This window comes from bacterium, from assembly GCA_035559435.1.
In the GTDB taxonomy this organism is placed as follows: domain Bacteria; phylum Zixibacteria; class MSB-5A5; order WJJR01; family WJJR01; genus JACQFV01.
In genome coordinates, this window is sequence record DATMBC010000049.1 from 1 (window position 1) to 17,536 (window position 17,536).

Below are 17,536 nucleotides of genomic sequence, written 5' to 3' on the forward strand. Positions count from 1 at the left end.
ACCGCCGAGACCGGCAACGCCGCCGCGAGCGCATTGTCGATGTCCGGCAGATGCGCCTGCGTCGTGTCGGCATACAGCCGCAGCGACTGGCTGACCGAGTCCCACAGCCACCACTGCAGCGAATCACAGACCACCAATTGATCGAGACAGGCGAACACCGCCATCACCATCTGGTCGGTGCGTTCCACCTCCGTCAGTTGCTCCGACAATTGGTGCAACGCGGTGGCCTCGCGCAGCTGGCGGCGCACCGTCTGGAAGTTCTGCGAATCCTCGATGGCGATCGCCGCCTGCGTGGCCACGGTCGACAGCAGCTTCAAATCCTCGTGCGAAAAGCTGGCGCCGTCATGGCGGTCCGACAGGCAGATCACGCCCAACGTGCCGTTCGGCGTGCGCAGCGGCGCGCACATCAGCGACTTGGTCTCAAACTGCGGACGGTTGCGATGGGCAAACCGCGGGTCGGATTCGACATCCTCGATCAACAGCGGCTCGCCGTGCATCGCCACCCAGCCGGCAATCGAATTGCCGACGGGAATCTCCGTGTTTTCCAGGTGGCGCGACTCCTTGCCGTGCACCGCCACGATCTTCAAAAGCCCCGACGACTGAAGCAGCATGACCGAGCCATGCTTGGCCCCGACCACGGTGGTGGCGCGCTGCAGGATTGCGCCGAACAGCTTCGGCAATTCCGCCGTCGTCGACAGCGCCAACGACACCTCGTGGAGGGCGTCGAGCTCGGCCACCCGACGGGACAGTTGCTCATTGGATGTGCGCAGCTCGTCCACCAGTTTCCGCGTCGCCTTCTGCAGACGACGGCGGTCCAGCGCCCGGGCGACCGTCAATTCCAGTTCGTGTTGGTCCACCGGCTTGATCAGAAAGTCATAGGCGCCCTCGCCAATGGCGGCGACCGCCGCCTCCAGCGTCGCGTAGGCGGTCATGATGATCACCGGCCGCTCCGGGTCGTTGGCATGCGCCGCCTTCAGCACGTCAAGCCCGCTGGGCCCGGGCAGACGCAGGTCGGTGAGCACCACGTCGAAATCGTCCTGGTCGAGCAGGCGTTCGGCGCCGTCGGCGTCGTAGGCCCCTGCCGTCGAATGTCCCGCGCGCGCCAAGAGCGCGCAGAGCGAATCGGTCATCCGGGTTTCGTCGTCGACGATCAGAATGCGGCCAACCGTCGGCGCCCCCGCCGCGCGCGGCGGCATCGCCATCACTCCCGGTTCGTTCACCGTCGGACCTCATGGGGAAAGAGTTGTCGGGTGATATCCACAGACTGGCATTCCGCGTCGCCCGCGCGCCGCAGCCGAATGGTGAACACCGCGCCGTGCGCCGGCGGGGCCTGGTTGCGCGCCGCGATGGCGGCGCCGAAACGCTCCAGGAGACCCCGGCAGATCGAAAGCCCCAGCCCGCTCCCCTCGCCCTGCGGCTTCGAGGTCACGAAGGGATTGAAGATGTCATCGAGAAGTTCTTTCGAAATGCCGCTGCCCGTGTCGGCGATCGCCAGCTCCACCGTGTCCGCCGTCCACTCCGCCGAGTACGTGATCGTCCCGCCGCGGGGCATGGCGTCAATGGCGTTGAGCAGCAAATTGATCAGGACCTGGCGTAACGGCTCCGGCTCGGCGTAGACCGGCGGAACCGACCCATCGAGCCGGTTGACGACCTCGATGCGGCGGCCGGCGAACCGCGGCCGGAAGAACGAAGTCACCTGCTCCAGTTGCCCCGGCAGCGACAACGCCGCCGCTTCGGAGCGATGCGGGTGGAACGCCCCCAGCAGGTTTTGCACGAACGCTTCCACGCGCACCAATTCTTCGCTGATGATGTCGAGGTGCTCCAGTTCGGCGGGGTGTCCGGTCAACGCCGGACGAATCAACGCGAGGTAGTTGCGGATGATGCCGGTGGGATTGCGCACTTCGTGGGCGATGGTCGCCGCCATCTGCCCCAGCGCCGCCAGCTTCTCGGCCGAGGCCAGTTGCTGGCGCGCGATCAGCAGTTGCTCATGCGTGTCGCGCTCGCGTTCGGCAAGAACGGCGTTGTCCAGCGACACGACGAACTGATCCATCAGTAAATCCAGAAAGGCCAGATCCCCGGAGGTGAATGCGGCGCCATCGACACGTCCGGAAAGGTAGAGGAGGCCGCGCACCCGGTCACGACGCACCATCGGGGCCAGCATCATGCAACCGGCGCGGCGGAAGGCATCCAACTGGGCCGTGTCATCCGGGCACTGCGCGCACAGAGCGGACAGCGCCATGGGGTGGCGGTGTTCGCACAGACATCGCACCCAGCCGGCATTGGACTCGGCCGTCCAGTCCGGCTCCTCCGATGCGTCCCACCCCTTCGATCGCCAGCGCGACAGCCGCTCTTTCCCGTCCGACTCCGTCGTCGCCACCGCCGCTGCGCCCGCGCGCGTGTGCTCGATCGCCACCAGCAGGAGGCCATCCAGCAACGCGTTCACGTCCCAGACTTCGTGGAACTGACGTGCCAGCTCGAACAGTGCGTTCAGATCGAACACCTCGCGGCGCAATTCGCGGATCTGGCCCAAGAGGGCGTCCGTGTCCTCGCCGTGCGGGGCCGATACGGCGGGCCGGGAGGCATTGGTCAGCACATGCGAAGTTTGGTCGGCCATTGGACGCAGTTACCTCGTCAGGGTCCGCTTGTGGAATCGGAGCCGGATACCCCATATCTGTATCGGCATTGGGCCGAAATCCTTGTGCTCCAACTGGAAAGAAAAAGGCCGCCTCGAAGGCGGCCTTTTGCAGATCAATCGCGGAGGAGTTTAGACGCCGTCGTCGGTTGGCTTGGTTTCGTGCGGGTTTTGCTCGCCGGCCGCCTCCATGCCTTGGTATTTCGACGGGCATTTGACCAGCAAGTTGTTGGCCTCGAAAGTCCCCGCCACAAACTGCCCCTGGCAAACCACCGAATTGGCCTGGTCGAAGTTCCCGGGCGTCACGCCCTTGTAGGCCACCGGCAATGAGTGCCCCTGTTCGTCGATGATGTTGAAATGCAGGGTCCCGGCGGCGTGGTCGTATCGGACATTCTCCTTGTCGATGGTCCCCATGACCTGACAATTCCGATCCAGTTGCCGCGCTTCGGCGAAACTGACATAGGGTGTCAACGACCCGCGAAAGGCGGAAAAGCCCACCACCCCGCAGATCACGATGATCCCGATTCCCACGATGTACCGCTTATTCATCGGTTCGCGCTCCCCGTTTAATCCGACGGTCGATCCGGACCAGGTACCAGACAATTCCCGCCCAGACGATGAGAACCCCGACCACGGCCGTTGTGTTCGCGTTCATTTGTCACTCCCCATCGGCGTCCGGGCCGTCCTCAATACGCGCGGCGGCCACGCCCAATTTGAACATCCAGACATAGAGCAAGAGGAATCCCAGCGTCGAGGCGCCAAAAATGCTCGCAACCTGCGGGGACATGGTCGATTGCGACCCCGCCGCCATCACCACCTGGTTGGCGTCCTCGTGCAACGAGCGGTACAGCCGCGGCAGGACAAAAAACAGAAACGGCGAAATCGCCCCGCCGAAAATCAGATACACCGCCGAAACCCGCCGCTTGGTGTCGGGGTTGGTGGTCGCCTGCCGCAGGGCGAAAAATGCCCCGTAAAAGAGCACCAGCGCAAACAGGAATAGCTGCCGCGGGTCCCAGTTCCAGTATGCCCCCCAGGCCTGCTTGGCCCAGAGCGCCCCGGTCACCAACGCGACAATCGAGAAGATCAGGCCGATTTCCGCCGCCGTCGCCGCCGCGCGGTCATGGTCGGGACGGCGTTTGCGCAAATAGACGATCGCGTAAACCGCCGCCACCATGAACGACAGAAACGACACCTGCGCGATCGGCACATGAAAGTAAAACAAACGCGAGGCCTCGCCCCCCGACTGCATCGCCGCCAGCGGTGGACCGGTGACAAACGCCAGCACCGTCACCGCCGTGATCAGCACGATCGCCCCTATGCGCACCAACAGCACTCTATGCCTCCCGTCCCATGCCGGCTGATTATACAGCGTCGTTTCCACACGGTCCAAAACCAAACCGATTCGCTCAGACTTTTTGACAGCCGCTTAATCCCGCCAGACAAAGGGGAAAAGCAGCCAGGCCGCGGTGGTCGAGACCACCGCGTACGATCCCAGCACCAGAAATGCGTCGGCCTGGGCCAGCTCCGTGCCGCCGCCAAAGCACGTCTCCGAGACCCGGATCGCCGTGACCAAAAGCGGCAACAACACCGGGAACGCCAACACCGAAAAGAGCGCCCCGCGCACATTCGCGGCGGCGATCAAAGCCCCCAGCAAGGTGGTGGTCGAGACCAGCCCGATCCCGCCCAGGCACAACGTCACAAGCCAGACACCCCAGTGCGCCAGCGTGATATTGAGCATAATGACAAACAGCGGCGTCAGGATCACATTCAGCAGAAACACGAGGATCAGGTTGAAGGTCCACTTGCCGAAGAACACCGCGTCGTCGGGCGCGTTCAGCTTCAGAAAGAACTCGGTCTTGGTCTCCGCCTCCTTGACGAAGGTCTGCGCCAGCGACGAGAAGACCGAAAAGAAGAGGATGACCCAGTAGAACACCGCCGCCAGTAGCGGGGAGAGCGCGGTGCCGCCGGTGGCAAACGACAGCGCCGTGAGCGTCACCAGGGCGAACAAAAAGAGCGCGTTGACCGCATACCGTGTCCGGTACTCGGCGCGTACGTCCTTGACCAGGACCGCCCAGGCCTTATGCATCGGCCGCTCCCATGGTCACCTGCCGCTGGGCCCGTCGCGCCTCATCGGGGTCGTTGGTGGCAATCACGACCGCGGCCCGGCGGCGCGCCAGCGCCGCCCAGACCCGCGCCGCGCCGTCCTCATCCAGCATCACCGTCGGTTCATCCAAAAGCAGCAGCGCGGGCTCCTTCAGGAAGGCGGCGGCGAATTTGAGACGGTGCTTCATCCCCGAGGAATAGGTCCCGACCAGATCTGCGCCACGGCCGCTGAGGCCGACTTCCTCCAGCAACGTGTCAGAATGCGCTCGATCGGCAGGCAATCCGAGGACCGCGGCGGCAAACGCCAGATTCTCATAGCCGCTCAATTCCTCGTAGAGCGCCAACTCCGGCGAGACCATCCCCAGATGACGATGCCAGTGTTCCGGCTTGATTTCGCGTCCGTCGCGGTAATGGCTGACCCGCCCCCGATCGGGACGGACCAGCCCGGCCAGCATCTTCACGAAGGTCGATTTGCCTGAGCCATTCGGCCCGACCACCGCGATGCTTTCGCCGGCGGCGAGCTCCAGCTCGACCCCGCGGCAGATGACCCGCCGTCCGAAGGACTTCGACACCTTCTCCACGCGCAGGGTGAATGTGGTCGGATCGGTCATGGGGGAGGACAAAGGCGCAACATTCGCGCGCCCAATCCAGTACAATTTAGTCGGGGCGCCGGAATGCGACAGTCAAAAAGCGGCCCCGAGGTACGTGTTGACAATGGTGCGCCGGTGCGAGTGATTCCCCCCGATGATTGACCAGGCAATCCGACATTACCAGGTGATCGCCCGGTTGGGGGCGGGCGGCATGGGCGAAGTCTTTCTGGCCACCGATACCAAGCTCGGCCGCAAAGTCGCCCTCAAGTTCCTGCCGCGTGAGTTCGCCACCGACCCCGAACGCCGCCGCCGGCTCGAGCTGGAGGCCACCGCGGCCTCCTCGATCGACCACCCCAATATCCTGACCATCTACGAGATCAACGATTACGATGGCCAGCCGTTTATCGCCATGGCCTACGTCGATGGCGAGACGCTCAAGGAAAAGCTGGCGCGCGGACGGCTCTCGCGCGAGCAGGCCATCCGGTACGGCATCCAGCTGGCTTCGGCCCTCGGCGCCGCCCATGCCCATGGCATCATACATCGCGACGTCAAGCCCGAGAATGTCCTGATCGGCAAGGATGACCGCGCCCGCCTGACCGACTTCGGCCTGGCCAAATGGCGCGAATCTTCCGGCCTGACCAACCGCGGCGCCACCGTCGGCACCGTCGGCTACATGTCCCCCGAGCAGGCGCAGGGGATGGACATCGACGCCCGCTCCGATGTCTTCTCGCTGGGTGTCCTGCTGTACGAGATGTTCGGAGGCAGGATGGCCTTCGCCGCCGAGCACGCCGCGGCGGCGCTCTACTGCATCGTCCATGAGCAGCCCGCGCCGCTCAAGACCCTCGATCCGGAGATTCCCGATCCGATTATCGCAGTGATCGAGCGCTGTCTGTCCAAGAAACGCGACGATCGCTACCCGGATGGCGGCGCGGTCGAAGCCGATCTGCGCGCCGTGGCGCGCGCGATGGAAATCTCGCGCATCTCATCCGGGCAATTGCCGGTCTACCGCCGCGGGCGCCGCCGCCGCCTCCTCTGGGGGATCGCCGGCGTTGCCGCCATTCTGACGGGCATCCTCTTCGCCTTGGACCGCGACGATGGCTCCCGTCCCCAGCGCGGGGAGGCGGTCGCCAACGAGAACACCGTCGCGGTGCTCAATTTCGAGAACCTGAGCGATCCCCGCGACAGCGACCGTCAGGGCGACATCATCGCCGACCTGCTCACCACCGATCTGTCGGCCTCCGAGTTCGTCAAGGTGGTCTCCAGCCAGCGGCTCTATGACCTGGCCAAGCATGAGTTCGACTACGGCGACGGGCGGATCGCCAAAAGCGACGCCATCGACATCGCCAAGAAGGCGGGGGCGACGCGTCTTCTGACCGGCGCCCTCTCCAAACTGGGCGGCCGTTCGATCATCACCGCCCAGATCATCGATGTCGCCAGCGGCGATGTCGTCGGCTCGGAGCGGGTTGACGGCGACGATCTGTTTGCCATGGTCGATGACCTCTCTTTGCGCATCAAGCGCCGCATCGGACTCTCCGAAACGCAGGCGCTGGCCGGCGACATCCCGGTTTCCGATGCCACCACCAACAACCCCGAGGCCTACCGCGAGTATCTCAGTGGGATGGAATTCTACCATGCGCTGGACTGGGATGCGGCCCATCCGCACTTCGACCGCGCCATTGAACTGGATTCGAGCTTCGCCCTGGCGTACCTGCGCAAGGCCATCGCCTACTTCTCCGACGGCCGTTCCGAGCAGGGTTTTGCGGCAATGGCCGTGGCGCGACGCTACATCGACCGCGTGCCCACCTGCGAACGGTTGCTGGTCCAGGCGCTGGCCGTGGAGATCGGCGAAAAGCGCGACTTTGAATCGGCGCTGCGCACGCTCAAGCGCTCGACCGTCGAATGCCCGACTCACAAGGAGGCCTTCTTTTGGGTGGCGAATTTCGCCTCCGGCGGCATACGCAATGAGGCCGACACGACGATCCTCTACTGCCGCCGCGCCCTCGATCTGGACCCCGATTATCCGTATGCGCTTCTGGCTCTGGCGCAGGCGTATCTGAAGAAGAAGGATTACGCCGCCGCCACCGAGGTCGCCGCGCATTACCGCGAGGTGCGCCCCAATGACGTGATCCCGCTGGAGATTCTCGGCGATGTGCAACTGGCGCAGGGGCGCCTTGATTCGGCGCGGGTCTGGTACCAGCGCGCCATCGACGTCGACCCGGAAAAGCGCAATGGCTACCGTGAAATTGCCCGCATCTTCGTCCTGCAGGGCGAGCCCGACAGCGCCATCAGCTGGTATTCAAAGACCCTGGCCAGCGACAACCAACTGACCCGCCAACTGGCGCTGCGCAGCGTCGCCTCCGTCCACAAAACCTGGGGACGGTTCAACGAGGCGGTCAGTATCCTGCGCAAGGCCGCCACCATGGCCGAGGCGGCTGATCTGCGCGATCAGGAAGCCGGCGCCCGCAACAATCTGGGGTGGGTCTACTTCGACGCCGGGCGTCCCGCCGAGGCGCTGGAAGAATTTCGCCGCGTCGCGCAGATCGACACGATCAGCCCGCAGGGGGATCTCCTGCAGGCCTATGCCCTCTGCAAACTGCAGCGCGGCGACGAGGCCCGGCAGTTGATCCAGAAAGTGCGCGCCGAATGGGGCGGACGGCTCGACACACTCGACCTGTTGGGCGAAGCCGCCGGCATCGAAGGGTGCCTGGCCATCGAGATGCGCGATTACAAGTCCGCCTACGATCACTACCTGCGCGGCCGCCGCTACAGCAACGACACCACCCTCTGGCGCGCCAATGTCGCCGAGGCATTGATCGGGCTGGGACGCTACGACGAAGCCCTGCGCGAACTTGTGCAGCTGCGCCGGGAATCCGAAGTCAACTGGATCGGCGCGCCCTACCTGCGCGGCTTGCAACTGCAGGCCGAAGCCCTCGTCAAATTGGGCCGCAACAAGGACGCCATCGAGCCGTTGCAACGTCTGATGGTCTTCTGGGGGAATGCCGACTGGGATGTGCCCTGGATGACCGATGCCAAACGGCTGTACGCCAGTCTGACCGCACAGTAGTCGGCGGTCGGGCGGCAAGGGCCGCACCGACCGCGAAGACTGTCCGGCCCCGGTTCGATGTCACCATCGAATCGGGGCCGGATGCGTTTTGGGCTTGAAAAAGGAAGCGTCCCTGACGGGATTCGAACCCGTGTCGCCGCCGTGAAAGGGCGGTGTCCTAGGCCGGGCTGGACGACAGGGACGGCTCAACGACTCGCCTTTTGAGGCGAACCACAGTCACCTATGATCGCCATCCCTGACGGGCCCGTCAAGCCATAAAAAAACCGGGCCCGTCCGAAGCGTTGGCGCTCCCGACGGGCCCTCGGTCATCGGTCGTTCAATCCGGCACCGGCACACTGTGCAGGGCGCGCATGTACTGCACACGCTCGTACGACGACGGATCCTGCGTGTGCAGGTGGCTCATCGACCCTTGCAACTGACGCACCGAGGAGTACTCGTGTTCCTTCAGCCAATGGCGCATCTCCTCGAGCACCAGCGACAAGTGCCCGATGCCGCGCTTCAGCAGGACCGAGCACATCATCGTGGCGTTGGCGCCGGCCATCAACAGTTTCAACGAATCGCCGGCGTTATGCACGCCGCTGGTCGCGGCCAGACTGGCGCGCACACGGCCGTGGAGGATCGCGATCCAGCGCAGCGGCAGACGCAATGCCTGCGGCTGGCTGAGCAGGACATTCGGGTGAACATCGAGTGTCTCCAGGTCGATGTCCGGCTGGTAGAAGCGATTGAACAGCACCAGCCCGTCGGCCCCGGCGTCATCCAGCCGACGCGCCATGTTGGCCATCGAGCTGTAGAACGGCGACAGCTTCACCGCCACCGGGATGCTCACCGATGACTTGACCGCCCGGACCGTGTCGAGGCAGTCCTGCTCCACTTCGGCCCCGGTGCGGTCCAGATCAGTGGGCAGCGAGTAGATGTTCAGTTCAATGGCGTCGGCTCCGGCCTGCTGCATCAGGCGCGCGAACTCGGTCCAGCCGCCGTTGGTGCAACCATTCAGACTGGCGATGATCGGAATCTCCACCGCCTGCTTGGCCCGGCGAATGTGCTCGAGGTACTGCTCCGGACCGACGTGAAACTCGGGGGGCTCGGGAAAGTAGGTCACCGCCTCGGCGAAACTCTCGGTGCCTTGCGAGAGGTGGTGAAAAAGCGCCATCTGCTCGCGGGAGAGCTGCTCCTCAAACAGGGAGTAGAGCACGACCGCGGCGGCGCCGGCATCCTCGAGGCGCTTGATGTTGTCGATCTCTTCCGACAGCGGCGACGCCGAGGCCACCAGCGGGTTGGCCAGCGTCATGCCCATATAGGTTGTGCTCAGGTCCATCGCTACACGCCCCCGTCGGTTTTTGGTTCGTGGTCGCCGCCGGATGCCAGGCGCTGATGCATTTCCCAGCGCTCATGGACGTCCTTCTGGGCGTTCTTCCAGAGTTCCTTGGAGCGCTCCGGATGGCTCTTGGTCAGCATCTGGTAGCGGTTCTCCATGCGCAGGTAATCCTCGATTTTCATCTTCGGCGCCCCCGAGTCGAGCACAAAGGGATTGAGCCCCTGCGCGGCGCGGCGTGGATCGTGACGGAACAGCGGCCAATGACCCGAGGCCACCGCCGCCTTCTGGTTCTGCATGCCGTGCATCATGTCGATGCCGTGCGCGATGCAGTGGCTGTAGGCGATGATGATCGAAGGACCGTCGTAGGACTCCGCCTCCAGGAAGGCCTTGAGCGTGTGTTCGTCCTTGGCCCCCATGGCGACCCGCGCGACATAGACGTTGCGGTAGGTGGCGGCCATCAGCGCCAGGTCCTTCTTCGGTCCCGGCTTGCCGGCCGCGGCGAACTTGGCCACCGCGGCGCGCGGCGTCGACTTCGACATCTGGCCGCCGGTGTTCGAATAGACCTCGGTGTCCAGCACGAGGATGTTGACGTTGCGTCCCGACGCCATCACATGATCGAGGCCGCCGTAGCCGATGTCGTACGCCCAGCCGTCGCCGCCGACTATCCAGACGCTCTTTTTCACCAGCATGTCGGCCAGCGATAGCAGTCGACGCGCCTCCGGCGTGTCGATCTCCGCCAGTTTGCGTTTGAGGAGTTCGACCCGCTCGCGCTGCTCGAAGATGTCGGCTTCGTCCTTTTGCTCGGCCGTGACCAGCGCGTTCACCAACTCGGCGCCGAGGGCGGATTCCATCGTCTTGAGCAGATCGCAGGCGGCCTGCTTCTGCTGGTCGATGGTCAGCCGGAATCCCATGCCGAACTCGGCGTTGTCCTCAAACAGCGAATTCGACCAGGCCGGGCCGCGGCCTTCGGCGTTGACCGTGTACGGCGTCGTCGGCAGGTTGCCGCCGTAGATCGAAGAACACCCCGTCGCGTTGGCGATGATGGCGCGATCGCCGAACAGTTGCGTCAACAGGTGCAGATACGGCGTCTCGCCGCAGCCCGCGCACGCGCCGGAGAACTCAAACAGCGGCTCGAGCACCTGCGACTGACGCACGCTGCTTTGCTTGATCAGTCTGCGGTCCAGTTCCGGAATGGTGAGGAAGTACTCCCAGTTGGCGCGTTCCGGTTCGCGCAACGGCGGTTGCGGCGCCATGTTCAACGCTTTCAGCCGGGTCTGCGACTTGTTCTTGGCCGGGCAGACGTCGACGCACACGCCGCAGCCGGTGCAATCCTCGGGCGCGACCTGGATCGTGTACTTCATGCCCGCCCACTCGCGGTCCTTGGCGTCGATCGACTTGAAGGTCGGCGGCGCGTTCTGCAGATACTTCGGGTCATAGACCTTGATACGAATCACCGAATGCGGGCAGACCATCGCGCACTTGCCGCAGGCGATGCAGACATCGCCGTCCCAGACCGGGATTTCCTGCGCGATGTTGCGCTTTTCCCACTTGGCGGTGCCCACCGGGAAGGTCCCGTCACAGGGCATCGCCGAGACCGGCAGATCATCGCCGCGTCCGGCGATCATCGGCGCGGTGACCTTGCGCACAAACTCCGGCGCATGATCGGGCACCACCGGCGGCAGCTCGATCCGGCTGGTCACCTTGTCGGGCACCTTGACCTCGTGCAGATTGGCCAGCGTCTGATCGACCGCCCGCCAGTTCATCTCCACGATTTCCTTCCCCTTGACGCCGTAGGTCGACTGGATTGCCGCCTTGATGCGCGCAATCGCCTCCTCGCGCGGGAAGATGCCGGAAATCGCGAAGAAGCAGGTCTGCATCACGGAGTTGATGCGCCCGCCCATCCCCGCCGCCTTGGCCACCGAGTAGCCGTCGATCACCCAGAACTTCAGTTTCTTGGCGATGATCTCCTCCTGAATCGTCCGCGGCAGATGGTCCCAGACCTCGTCGGGGCCATAGTGGCTGTTGAGCAGGAACGTCCCGCCCGGCGCCGCCAATTCCAACACCGGGTACTTCTCGAGGAAGACAAACTGGTGGCAACCGACAAACTGCGCCTCATCGACCAGGTAGGCCGAGCGGATCGGCTCCGGCCCGAAGCGCAGGTGCGAGACCGTCACTGATCCGGCCTTCTTCGAGTCATAGACAAAGTACCCCTGCGCGTAATTGTCCGTGCCCTCGCCGATGATCTTAATCGAGTTCTTATTGGCGCCCACCGTGCCATCGGACCCCAGCCCATAGAACACCGCCGCAAACCGGTTCCTGTGCGTGGTGCGGAAAAGCGGATCGTAGTCGAGACTGGTGAGCGAGACATCGTCCCTGATGCCGATGGTGAAGTGGTTCTTCGGCTGGTCCTTCTTCAACTCGTCGAAGATGCCCTTGATCATCGCCGGGGTGAATTCCTTCGACGACAGTCCGTAGCGGCCGCCGCGGATGCGGGGCGCGTGCCTGAGGCGGCGCGACGGTTCTTCCTCGTTCTCGCGGATGGCGGTGACCACATCGCAGTAGAACGGCTCGCCGGTGGCGCCCGGTTCCTTGGTGCGGTCCAGCACCGAGATCGACCTGGCCGAAGCCGGCAGCGCCGCCAGGAATGCGGCGTTGTCGAACGGCCGGTAGAGGCGGCAAACCACCACGCCGACCGACTCGCCGCGCGCGACCAGATCGTCGACCGTCTCGCGCGCCGTGTCGGCGCCCGAGCCCATGATGACGATCACCCGCTCGGCGTCGGGCGCGCCGAAGTAGTCGAACAAATGGTAGCGGCGCCCGGTCAGCTCGGCGAAACGGTCCATCTGCTTCTGCACGATGGCCGGAGTCGCCGCGTAAAACGGATTCACGGTTTCGCGCGCCTGGAAGAAGACATCGGGATTCTGTGCCGACCCGCGCAGCACCGGATGATCGGGGGAGAGGCCCCGACGGCGATGCGCGAACACCAGCTCCTCGTCGATCATGGCGCGCATGATCTCCTTGTCGATAATGGCGATCTTCTGCACTTCGTGCGAGGTGCGGAACCCGTCGAAGAAGTGCACAAACGGCACCCGCGACTCGAGCGTGGCCGCCTGCGCGATCAGCGGGAAATCATGGGCCTCCTGCACCGAGGCCGCTGCCAGGAGCGCAAACCCGGTCGAGCGCGCCGCCATCACGTCGGAGTGGTCGCCGAAAATCGACAGCGCATGCGTCGCCACCGCCCGCGCCGCCACATGGAACACCGTCGGCGTCAACTCGCCGGCGATCTTGAACATGTTCGGGATCATCAGCAACAGGCCTTGCGACGAGGTGAACGTCGTCGTCAGCGCCCCGGTGGCCAACGCCCCGTGGACCGCGCCCGCCGCGCCCCCTTCGCTTTGCATCTCGACCACGCTGGGAATAGCGCCCCAGATGTTGGGCTCGTTCGCCGAGGACCAGGCGTCGGAGTGCTCGCCCATCGGCGAGGAAGGAGTAATCGGGTAAATCGCGATCACTTCGCTTAAACGGTAGGCGGTGTAGGCCGCCGCCTCGTTGCCGTCAATTGTCTTGTAGACCTGCGGCCGGCGGGGCGGAGGTTCCGGGGTCATCCGTGGCCGCGGTTTGGTGCTGGAAATCGGTTGTGCAACACTCATGCAAGCCCCTTGTTGGCGTCTCGTGACATGCGGACGCGCGCTCGCACAACCTACGGCGCGAATTGGGGCCACGCTGTCAAAAACCACCCCCAAACAAGGCGGGATTTGTCCGTTTATTGAATTGTGCCACAAGCGAGTGCGTCAATCTGGCTCGCTTGACTTTTCGTCATCGTCCATGTCAGAATGTTATGACCGAAACAGTCGGATATTGGGGTTTACTCCCGGCCCGGAACTTCTTAACTTCCGGAGGGTTACGGGCATAACGAGCTGACAACGCCATGGCCATCCTCAAAGTCGCCAAACTGGGTCATCCCATCCTGCGCCGGGTCGCCGATCCGGTCTCCGTTGACCGGATCAAATCCGCGGAAATGCAGCAGTTGGTCGACGACATGTTCGACACCATGGTCGAATACGTCGGCGTCGGACTGGCCGCCCCGCAGGTTCATCAGCCGTTCCGTCTGTTGGTGACCGAGGAAATCCCCGATCCCGAGCACGAGGGACGGGTTCTGGCCGAGCGCAGCGCCGTTTTTAATCCCGAGATCACCTTCCTGACCGATGAAGAAATCGCCTTCTACGAGGGCTGTCTGTCGATTCCCGACTTTCGCGGACGGGTCCCGCGCATCCGCAAGATCCGTCTGCGCGGCCATGACCGCGCCGGCAAGCCGATCGACCGCGAGGTCGAGGGATTCCCGGCGGTGGTCTACCAGCATGAAGTCGATCACCTCAACGGCGTGGTCTTTCTCGACCGCATGCGCGATTTGAAGTCGCTGACGTATCTGCGCGAGTACGAACGCTACGTCGTCGGCCATCTCGATTGAACACGGAGGAGGGCAGGCAACCATGTCTGCCGCGGGATGATGATGAGATCAGACATCACCATCGATGATCGGCTGTTGGCCCGCCTCTTGGACACGGTCCAGAAGCCGGGACGCTACATCGGCGGCGAGCTGCACCGCGTCACCAAAGACCCGGCCACGGTCTCCGCGCGCGCCTGTCTGGCGTTTCCCGATTCGTACGAAATCGGGATGTCGCACCTGGGGCTGCGCATCCTCTATGCCCACCTGAACAACGACGCGCGCATCTATGTCGAGCGCGCCTACTGCCCCTTCCCGGACATGGAGGCGCGCCTGCGCGACCACCGTGTGCCGCTGTTCTCCGTCGAGACCCGCACGCCGCTCTGGCGCTTCGACATCGTGGGCTTCTCGCTGCAATCGGAGATGTCGCACACCAACGTGCTGACCATGCTCGAGCTCGGCGGCATCCCGCTGCACCGGTGGGAGCGCGGCGACGATGATCCGATCGTGATGGCCGGCGGACCGGTGGTCTTCAATCCGGAGCCGATGAGCGACTTCGTCGACATCTTTCTGATCGGCGATGGGGAGGAGGCCTTTCGCGATGTCCTCCTGCGCAACGCCGAGCTGAAGGCGCAGGGTGTCCCGCGCGCCGGACGGATCGCCCAACTGGCCAACGAGATCACCGGTCTCTACGCGCCGTCGCTCTACCGCACCCGCGTCGATGAGGCCACCGGATTTGTCCATGTCTGCCCGACCGAAGGCGCCCCGTATCCGGTGCGCAAGGCCCTGGTCGACGATGTCAATCGCTATCCCTTCCCGGCCGACATCCTCGTGCCGCAGGGAGACATCGTGCATGACCGCGTCGCGGTCGAGATCGCGCGCGGCTGCACCGAGGGGTGCCGTTTCTGCCAGGCCGGAATCATCTACCGTCCGGTGCGCGAACGCTCCCCCGAATCGATCGTCAACACCATCGTCAACGGCATCGACCGGACCGGTTTCGAGGAGGCCTCGCTGACCGCGCTGTCGACCGCCGACTATTCCTGCATCACACCGCTGGCCAAGGCGGTGATGGCCGAACTGCAGATCCGCCGCTCGGCGATGTCGGTCTCGTCGCTGCGCGTCTACGGCGTCACCGAGGAAATCGCCCGCGAAATCGCCAAGGTGCGCAAGACCGGCTTCACCATCGCGCCCGAAGCCGGCACCCAGCGCATGCGCGATGTCATCAACAAGGGCGTCACCGACGCCAACATCGACACCGCCGCCGAGATCGCCTTTTCCAACGGCTGGACCCGGCTGAAACTCTACTTCATGATCGGCCTGCCCACCGAGACCGACGAGGATGTCATCGGCATCGCCGAGACCGCCATCCGGGTCTACCAGATCGGCAAACGGGTCGGCCCGCGCGGGATCACCGTGGTCGTTTCGGTCTCTTCGCTGGTGCCGAAGGCCCACTCGACGTTCCAATGGGTGCCCTTCGATGATCCCGCCAATCTGATGCGCAAACAGCGCCTCTTGCAGGATCGTCTGCGCAAGTTCAAGGGGATCGACCTGAAGACGCACGAGGTCCGCCTCTCGCGTCTCGAGGCGGTCTTCTCGCGCGGCGACCGTCGCCTGGGACAGATCATCGAAGCCGCCTGGCGGCGCGGCGCGCGGTTCGACGAGTGGAGCGATTATTTCCGTGAAGAGCATTGGAACGAGTCGTTCCGCGCCGCGGGGCTGGACCCCGACCAGTTTCTCCCGGCGCTGCCGACCGAAGCGGAACTGATCTGGGACCACATCGACTCGCGTGTATCCAGGGAGTTTCTGCTCAAGGATCTCAAGGCCGGGCTGGCCTCGCGCTTCCTGCATCCCTGCGAGAAACCGTATTTGCCCAAACGGCACAACCCGCCGCGGCACAAGGATGGCACGGTCAAGCTGGTCTGTTATGATTGCGGCGTCGACTGCGATCTGAAGGCCATCGCCATCGAACGCGAACAGGCGGGACTGTCCGCCGACCAGATCGTGATCGAAAAAGAGGCGATGCTCGACCGCTATGGCCGCGATCGTCTGCCCACGGTGGTGCCGCGCGAGGTCGGTGAATTTCAGGAAAGCGAGTCCAAACTCGGCGACCGCGACTATGAGGCGGCCGCGCAGCCGTTCGAGCCGACTCCCGGTCCGCTCTACCGCTACCGCGTTTGCTATGGCAAGCTCGGGCTGTCGCGCTACCTGTCGCATCTGGAAGTCGGCCGCCTGATCGATCGCGCCGGACGCCGCGCCAAGTGGCCGATTGCCTTCTCGGGCGGTTTCCACCCGCATCCCAAGCTGGCCTTCGGTCCGGCTCTGCCGGTCGGCGTGGCCGGGGAGAACGAGTACTTCGACGTCGAGCTGACTGAACCGTGGGCTCCCGACCGGTTGGCCGAAGCCCTCAATGCCACCCTGCATGAGGGGTTCGTCGTGCGCGCGGTGGCGCCTCTGCCCGATGGCGCGCCGTCGATTGAAAAGCTGACCGATCGCTTCGAGTACGCCGTCTCCTTCGAGACCACGACGCTCGTTGCGCGCACCGGCGGTCTGGATAAGCTGATCGCCGACCTCGAGCACCGCCTGTCCAACGGCGGCTGGATGATTGAACGGGTCATGAAGGATCGTCGCAAGCGGATCAACGCCGCTGAGTTCGTCGATCAGTGGCGTTTCGAAAGCGACAACGGCGCCACCCACTGGTACCTGACGCTGGTCTCGCGCGAGGGACGTTCGGTCAAGCCGCGCGAAATGGTCGAGTCGCTCTGCGATGGCTGGCCTGAAGGCACCACCATCACCCGCCGGCGCATGGGGCGGCTGATCGAGGGACGGTTCCTCACGCCCATGGACGTGTAATGCCCGATTCCGCCCATTGTATGCCGTCCGTCGCCGGTACTCCCTCTGTGACTTCGTTGGACTCGCCTCGCAGCGTGTCCTTTTACACGCTTGGGTGCCGTCTCAATCAGGCCGAGACGGCGATGATCGCCGAACGGTTCCGTCAGCGGGGGTATCGCGTGGTCGAACACGGCCAGCCCGCCGATGTCGCCGTCATACACACCTGTTCGGTCACCGATCATGCCGATGCCCGCTGCCGCCAGGAGATCCGCAAGGTCCGTCGCCGCAATCCCGAGGCGATTGTCTGCGCCGTGGGGTGCTACGTGCAGGCCGAGCCCGATGCGGTCGCCCGGATCGATGCGGTCGATCTGATCGTCGGCAATGACCGCAAATACGATCTGGCCACGCTGGTTGAGAAGGTCCGGGAGGGCGAGGCTCCTGCCGAGCCGCCTTCGTTAGGCGTGGCGGGGGAGGGGGCTCAAAAGCCGCTTCTGCGAATGCGGGGGTCGGGCGCGCGAATTGCGGCAGGTTTGCCTGATAAGCACGGCTCGGCGGGAGC

13 protein-coding genes and 1 tRNA gene are annotated in these 17,536 nt (G+C 64.4%); 4 read left to right on the plus strand and 10 right to left on the minus strand.

The features are described from left to right. From VNN55_05450 to VNN55_05480, 7 genes are all read right to left on the minus strand, one after another. The coding region (locus VNN55_05450; protein ID HWO56993.1) for a response regulator at positions 1–1,220 on the minus strand (1,220 nt) is incomplete at its 3' end. Then, positions 1,217–2,614: an ATP-binding protein gene (locus VNN55_05455; GenBank protein ID HWO56994.1), complete on the minus strand. Its 1,398-nt coding sequence runs from the start codon at positions 2,612–2,614 to the stop codon at positions 1,217–1,219. The genes VNN55_05450 and VNN55_05455, both read right to left, overlap by 4 nt. 150 nt (positions 2,615–2,764) lie before the next feature. Then, on the minus strand, positions 2,765–3,181 hold the full coding sequence (locus VNN55_05460; GenBank protein HWO56995.1) for a cytochrome c maturation protein CcmE: 417 nt from the start codon (positions 3,179–3,181) through the stop codon (positions 2,765–2,767). Continuing rightward, entirely contained in the window at positions 3,174–3,287 is a 114-nt protein-coding gene (locus VNN55_05465; protein ID HWO56996.1) for a CcmD family protein, read from the minus strand. The genes VNN55_05460 and VNN55_05465 overlap by 8 nt, the downstream gene beginning before the upstream one ends. Positions 3,288–3,290: 3 nt before the next feature. Further along, positions 3,291–3,965, minus strand: coding sequence for a cytochrome c biogenesis protein CcsA (ccsA, locus tag VNN55_05470; GenBank protein HWO56997.1), 675 nt, complete (start codon positions 3,963–3,965; stop codon positions 3,291–3,293). A 93-nt stretch (positions 3,966–4,058) separates the two neighbouring features. Continuing rightward, positions 4,059–4,718: a heme exporter protein CcmB gene (locus VNN55_05475; protein HWO56998.1), complete on the minus strand. Its 660-nt coding sequence runs from the start codon at positions 4,716–4,718 to the stop codon at positions 4,059–4,061. Next, positions 4,711–5,346 (minus strand): ABC transporter ATP-binding protein, encoded by a 636-nt coding sequence (locus VNN55_05480; protein HWO56999.1) that lies wholly within the window; start codon positions 5,344–5,346, stop codon positions 4,711–4,713. The genes VNN55_05475 and VNN55_05480 overlap by 8 nt, the downstream gene beginning before the upstream one ends. A gap of 133 nt (positions 5,347–5,479) precedes the next feature. On the opposite strand from VNN55_05480, the gene VNN55_05485 reads away from it, so the two are divergent. After that, positions 5,480–8,389, plus strand: a complete 2,910-nt coding sequence (locus tag VNN55_05485; GenBank protein HWO57000.1) for a protein kinase — start codon at positions 5,480–5,482, stop codon at positions 8,387–8,389. 107 nt (positions 8,390–8,496) lie between these two features. On the opposite strand, the gene VNN55_05490 is transcribed toward VNN55_05485, so the two are convergent. The 3 genes from VNN55_05490 to nifJ all read right to left on the minus strand — a co-directional run bounded on the left by VNN55_05490 (position 8,497) and on the right by nifJ (position 13,309). Continuing rightward, a tRNA-Glu gene (locus tag VNN55_05490) sits at positions 8,497–8,571 on the minus strand. Positions 8,572–8,705: 134 nt separating this feature from the next. Further along, entirely contained in the window at positions 8,706–9,704 is a 999-nt protein-coding gene (locus VNN55_05495) for a dihydroorotate dehydrogenase-like protein (protein HWO57001.1), read from the minus strand. Positions 9,705–9,706: 2 nt separating this feature from the next. Next, positions 9,707–13,309, minus strand: a complete 3,603-nt coding sequence (nifJ, locus tag VNN55_05500) for a pyruvate:ferredoxin (flavodoxin) oxidoreductase (GenBank protein HWO57002.1) — start codon at positions 13,307–13,309, stop codon at positions 9,707–9,709. Between the two features lie 323 nt (positions 13,310–13,632). On the opposite strand from nifJ, the gene def reads away from it, so the two are divergent. From def to VNN55_05515, 3 genes are all read left to right on the plus strand, one after another. After that, positions 13,633–14,172 carry a peptide deformylase gene (def, locus tag VNN55_05505; protein HWO57003.1) on the plus strand — a complete coding sequence of 180 codons (540 nt, stop codon included), beginning with the start codon at positions 13,633–13,635 and terminating at the stop codon, positions 14,170–14,172. 42 nt (positions 14,173–14,214) lie between these two features. Next, positions 14,215–16,998 (plus strand): TIGR03960 family B12-binding radical SAM protein, encoded by a 2,784-nt coding sequence (locus VNN55_05510; protein ID HWO57004.1) that lies wholly within the window; start codon positions 14,215–14,217, stop codon positions 16,996–16,998. Positions 16,999–17,120: 122 nt separating this feature from the next. Next, positions 17,121–17,536: hypothetical protein (locus VNN55_05515; GenBank protein HWO57005.1), on the plus strand; the 416-nt coding region annotated here is incomplete at its 3' end.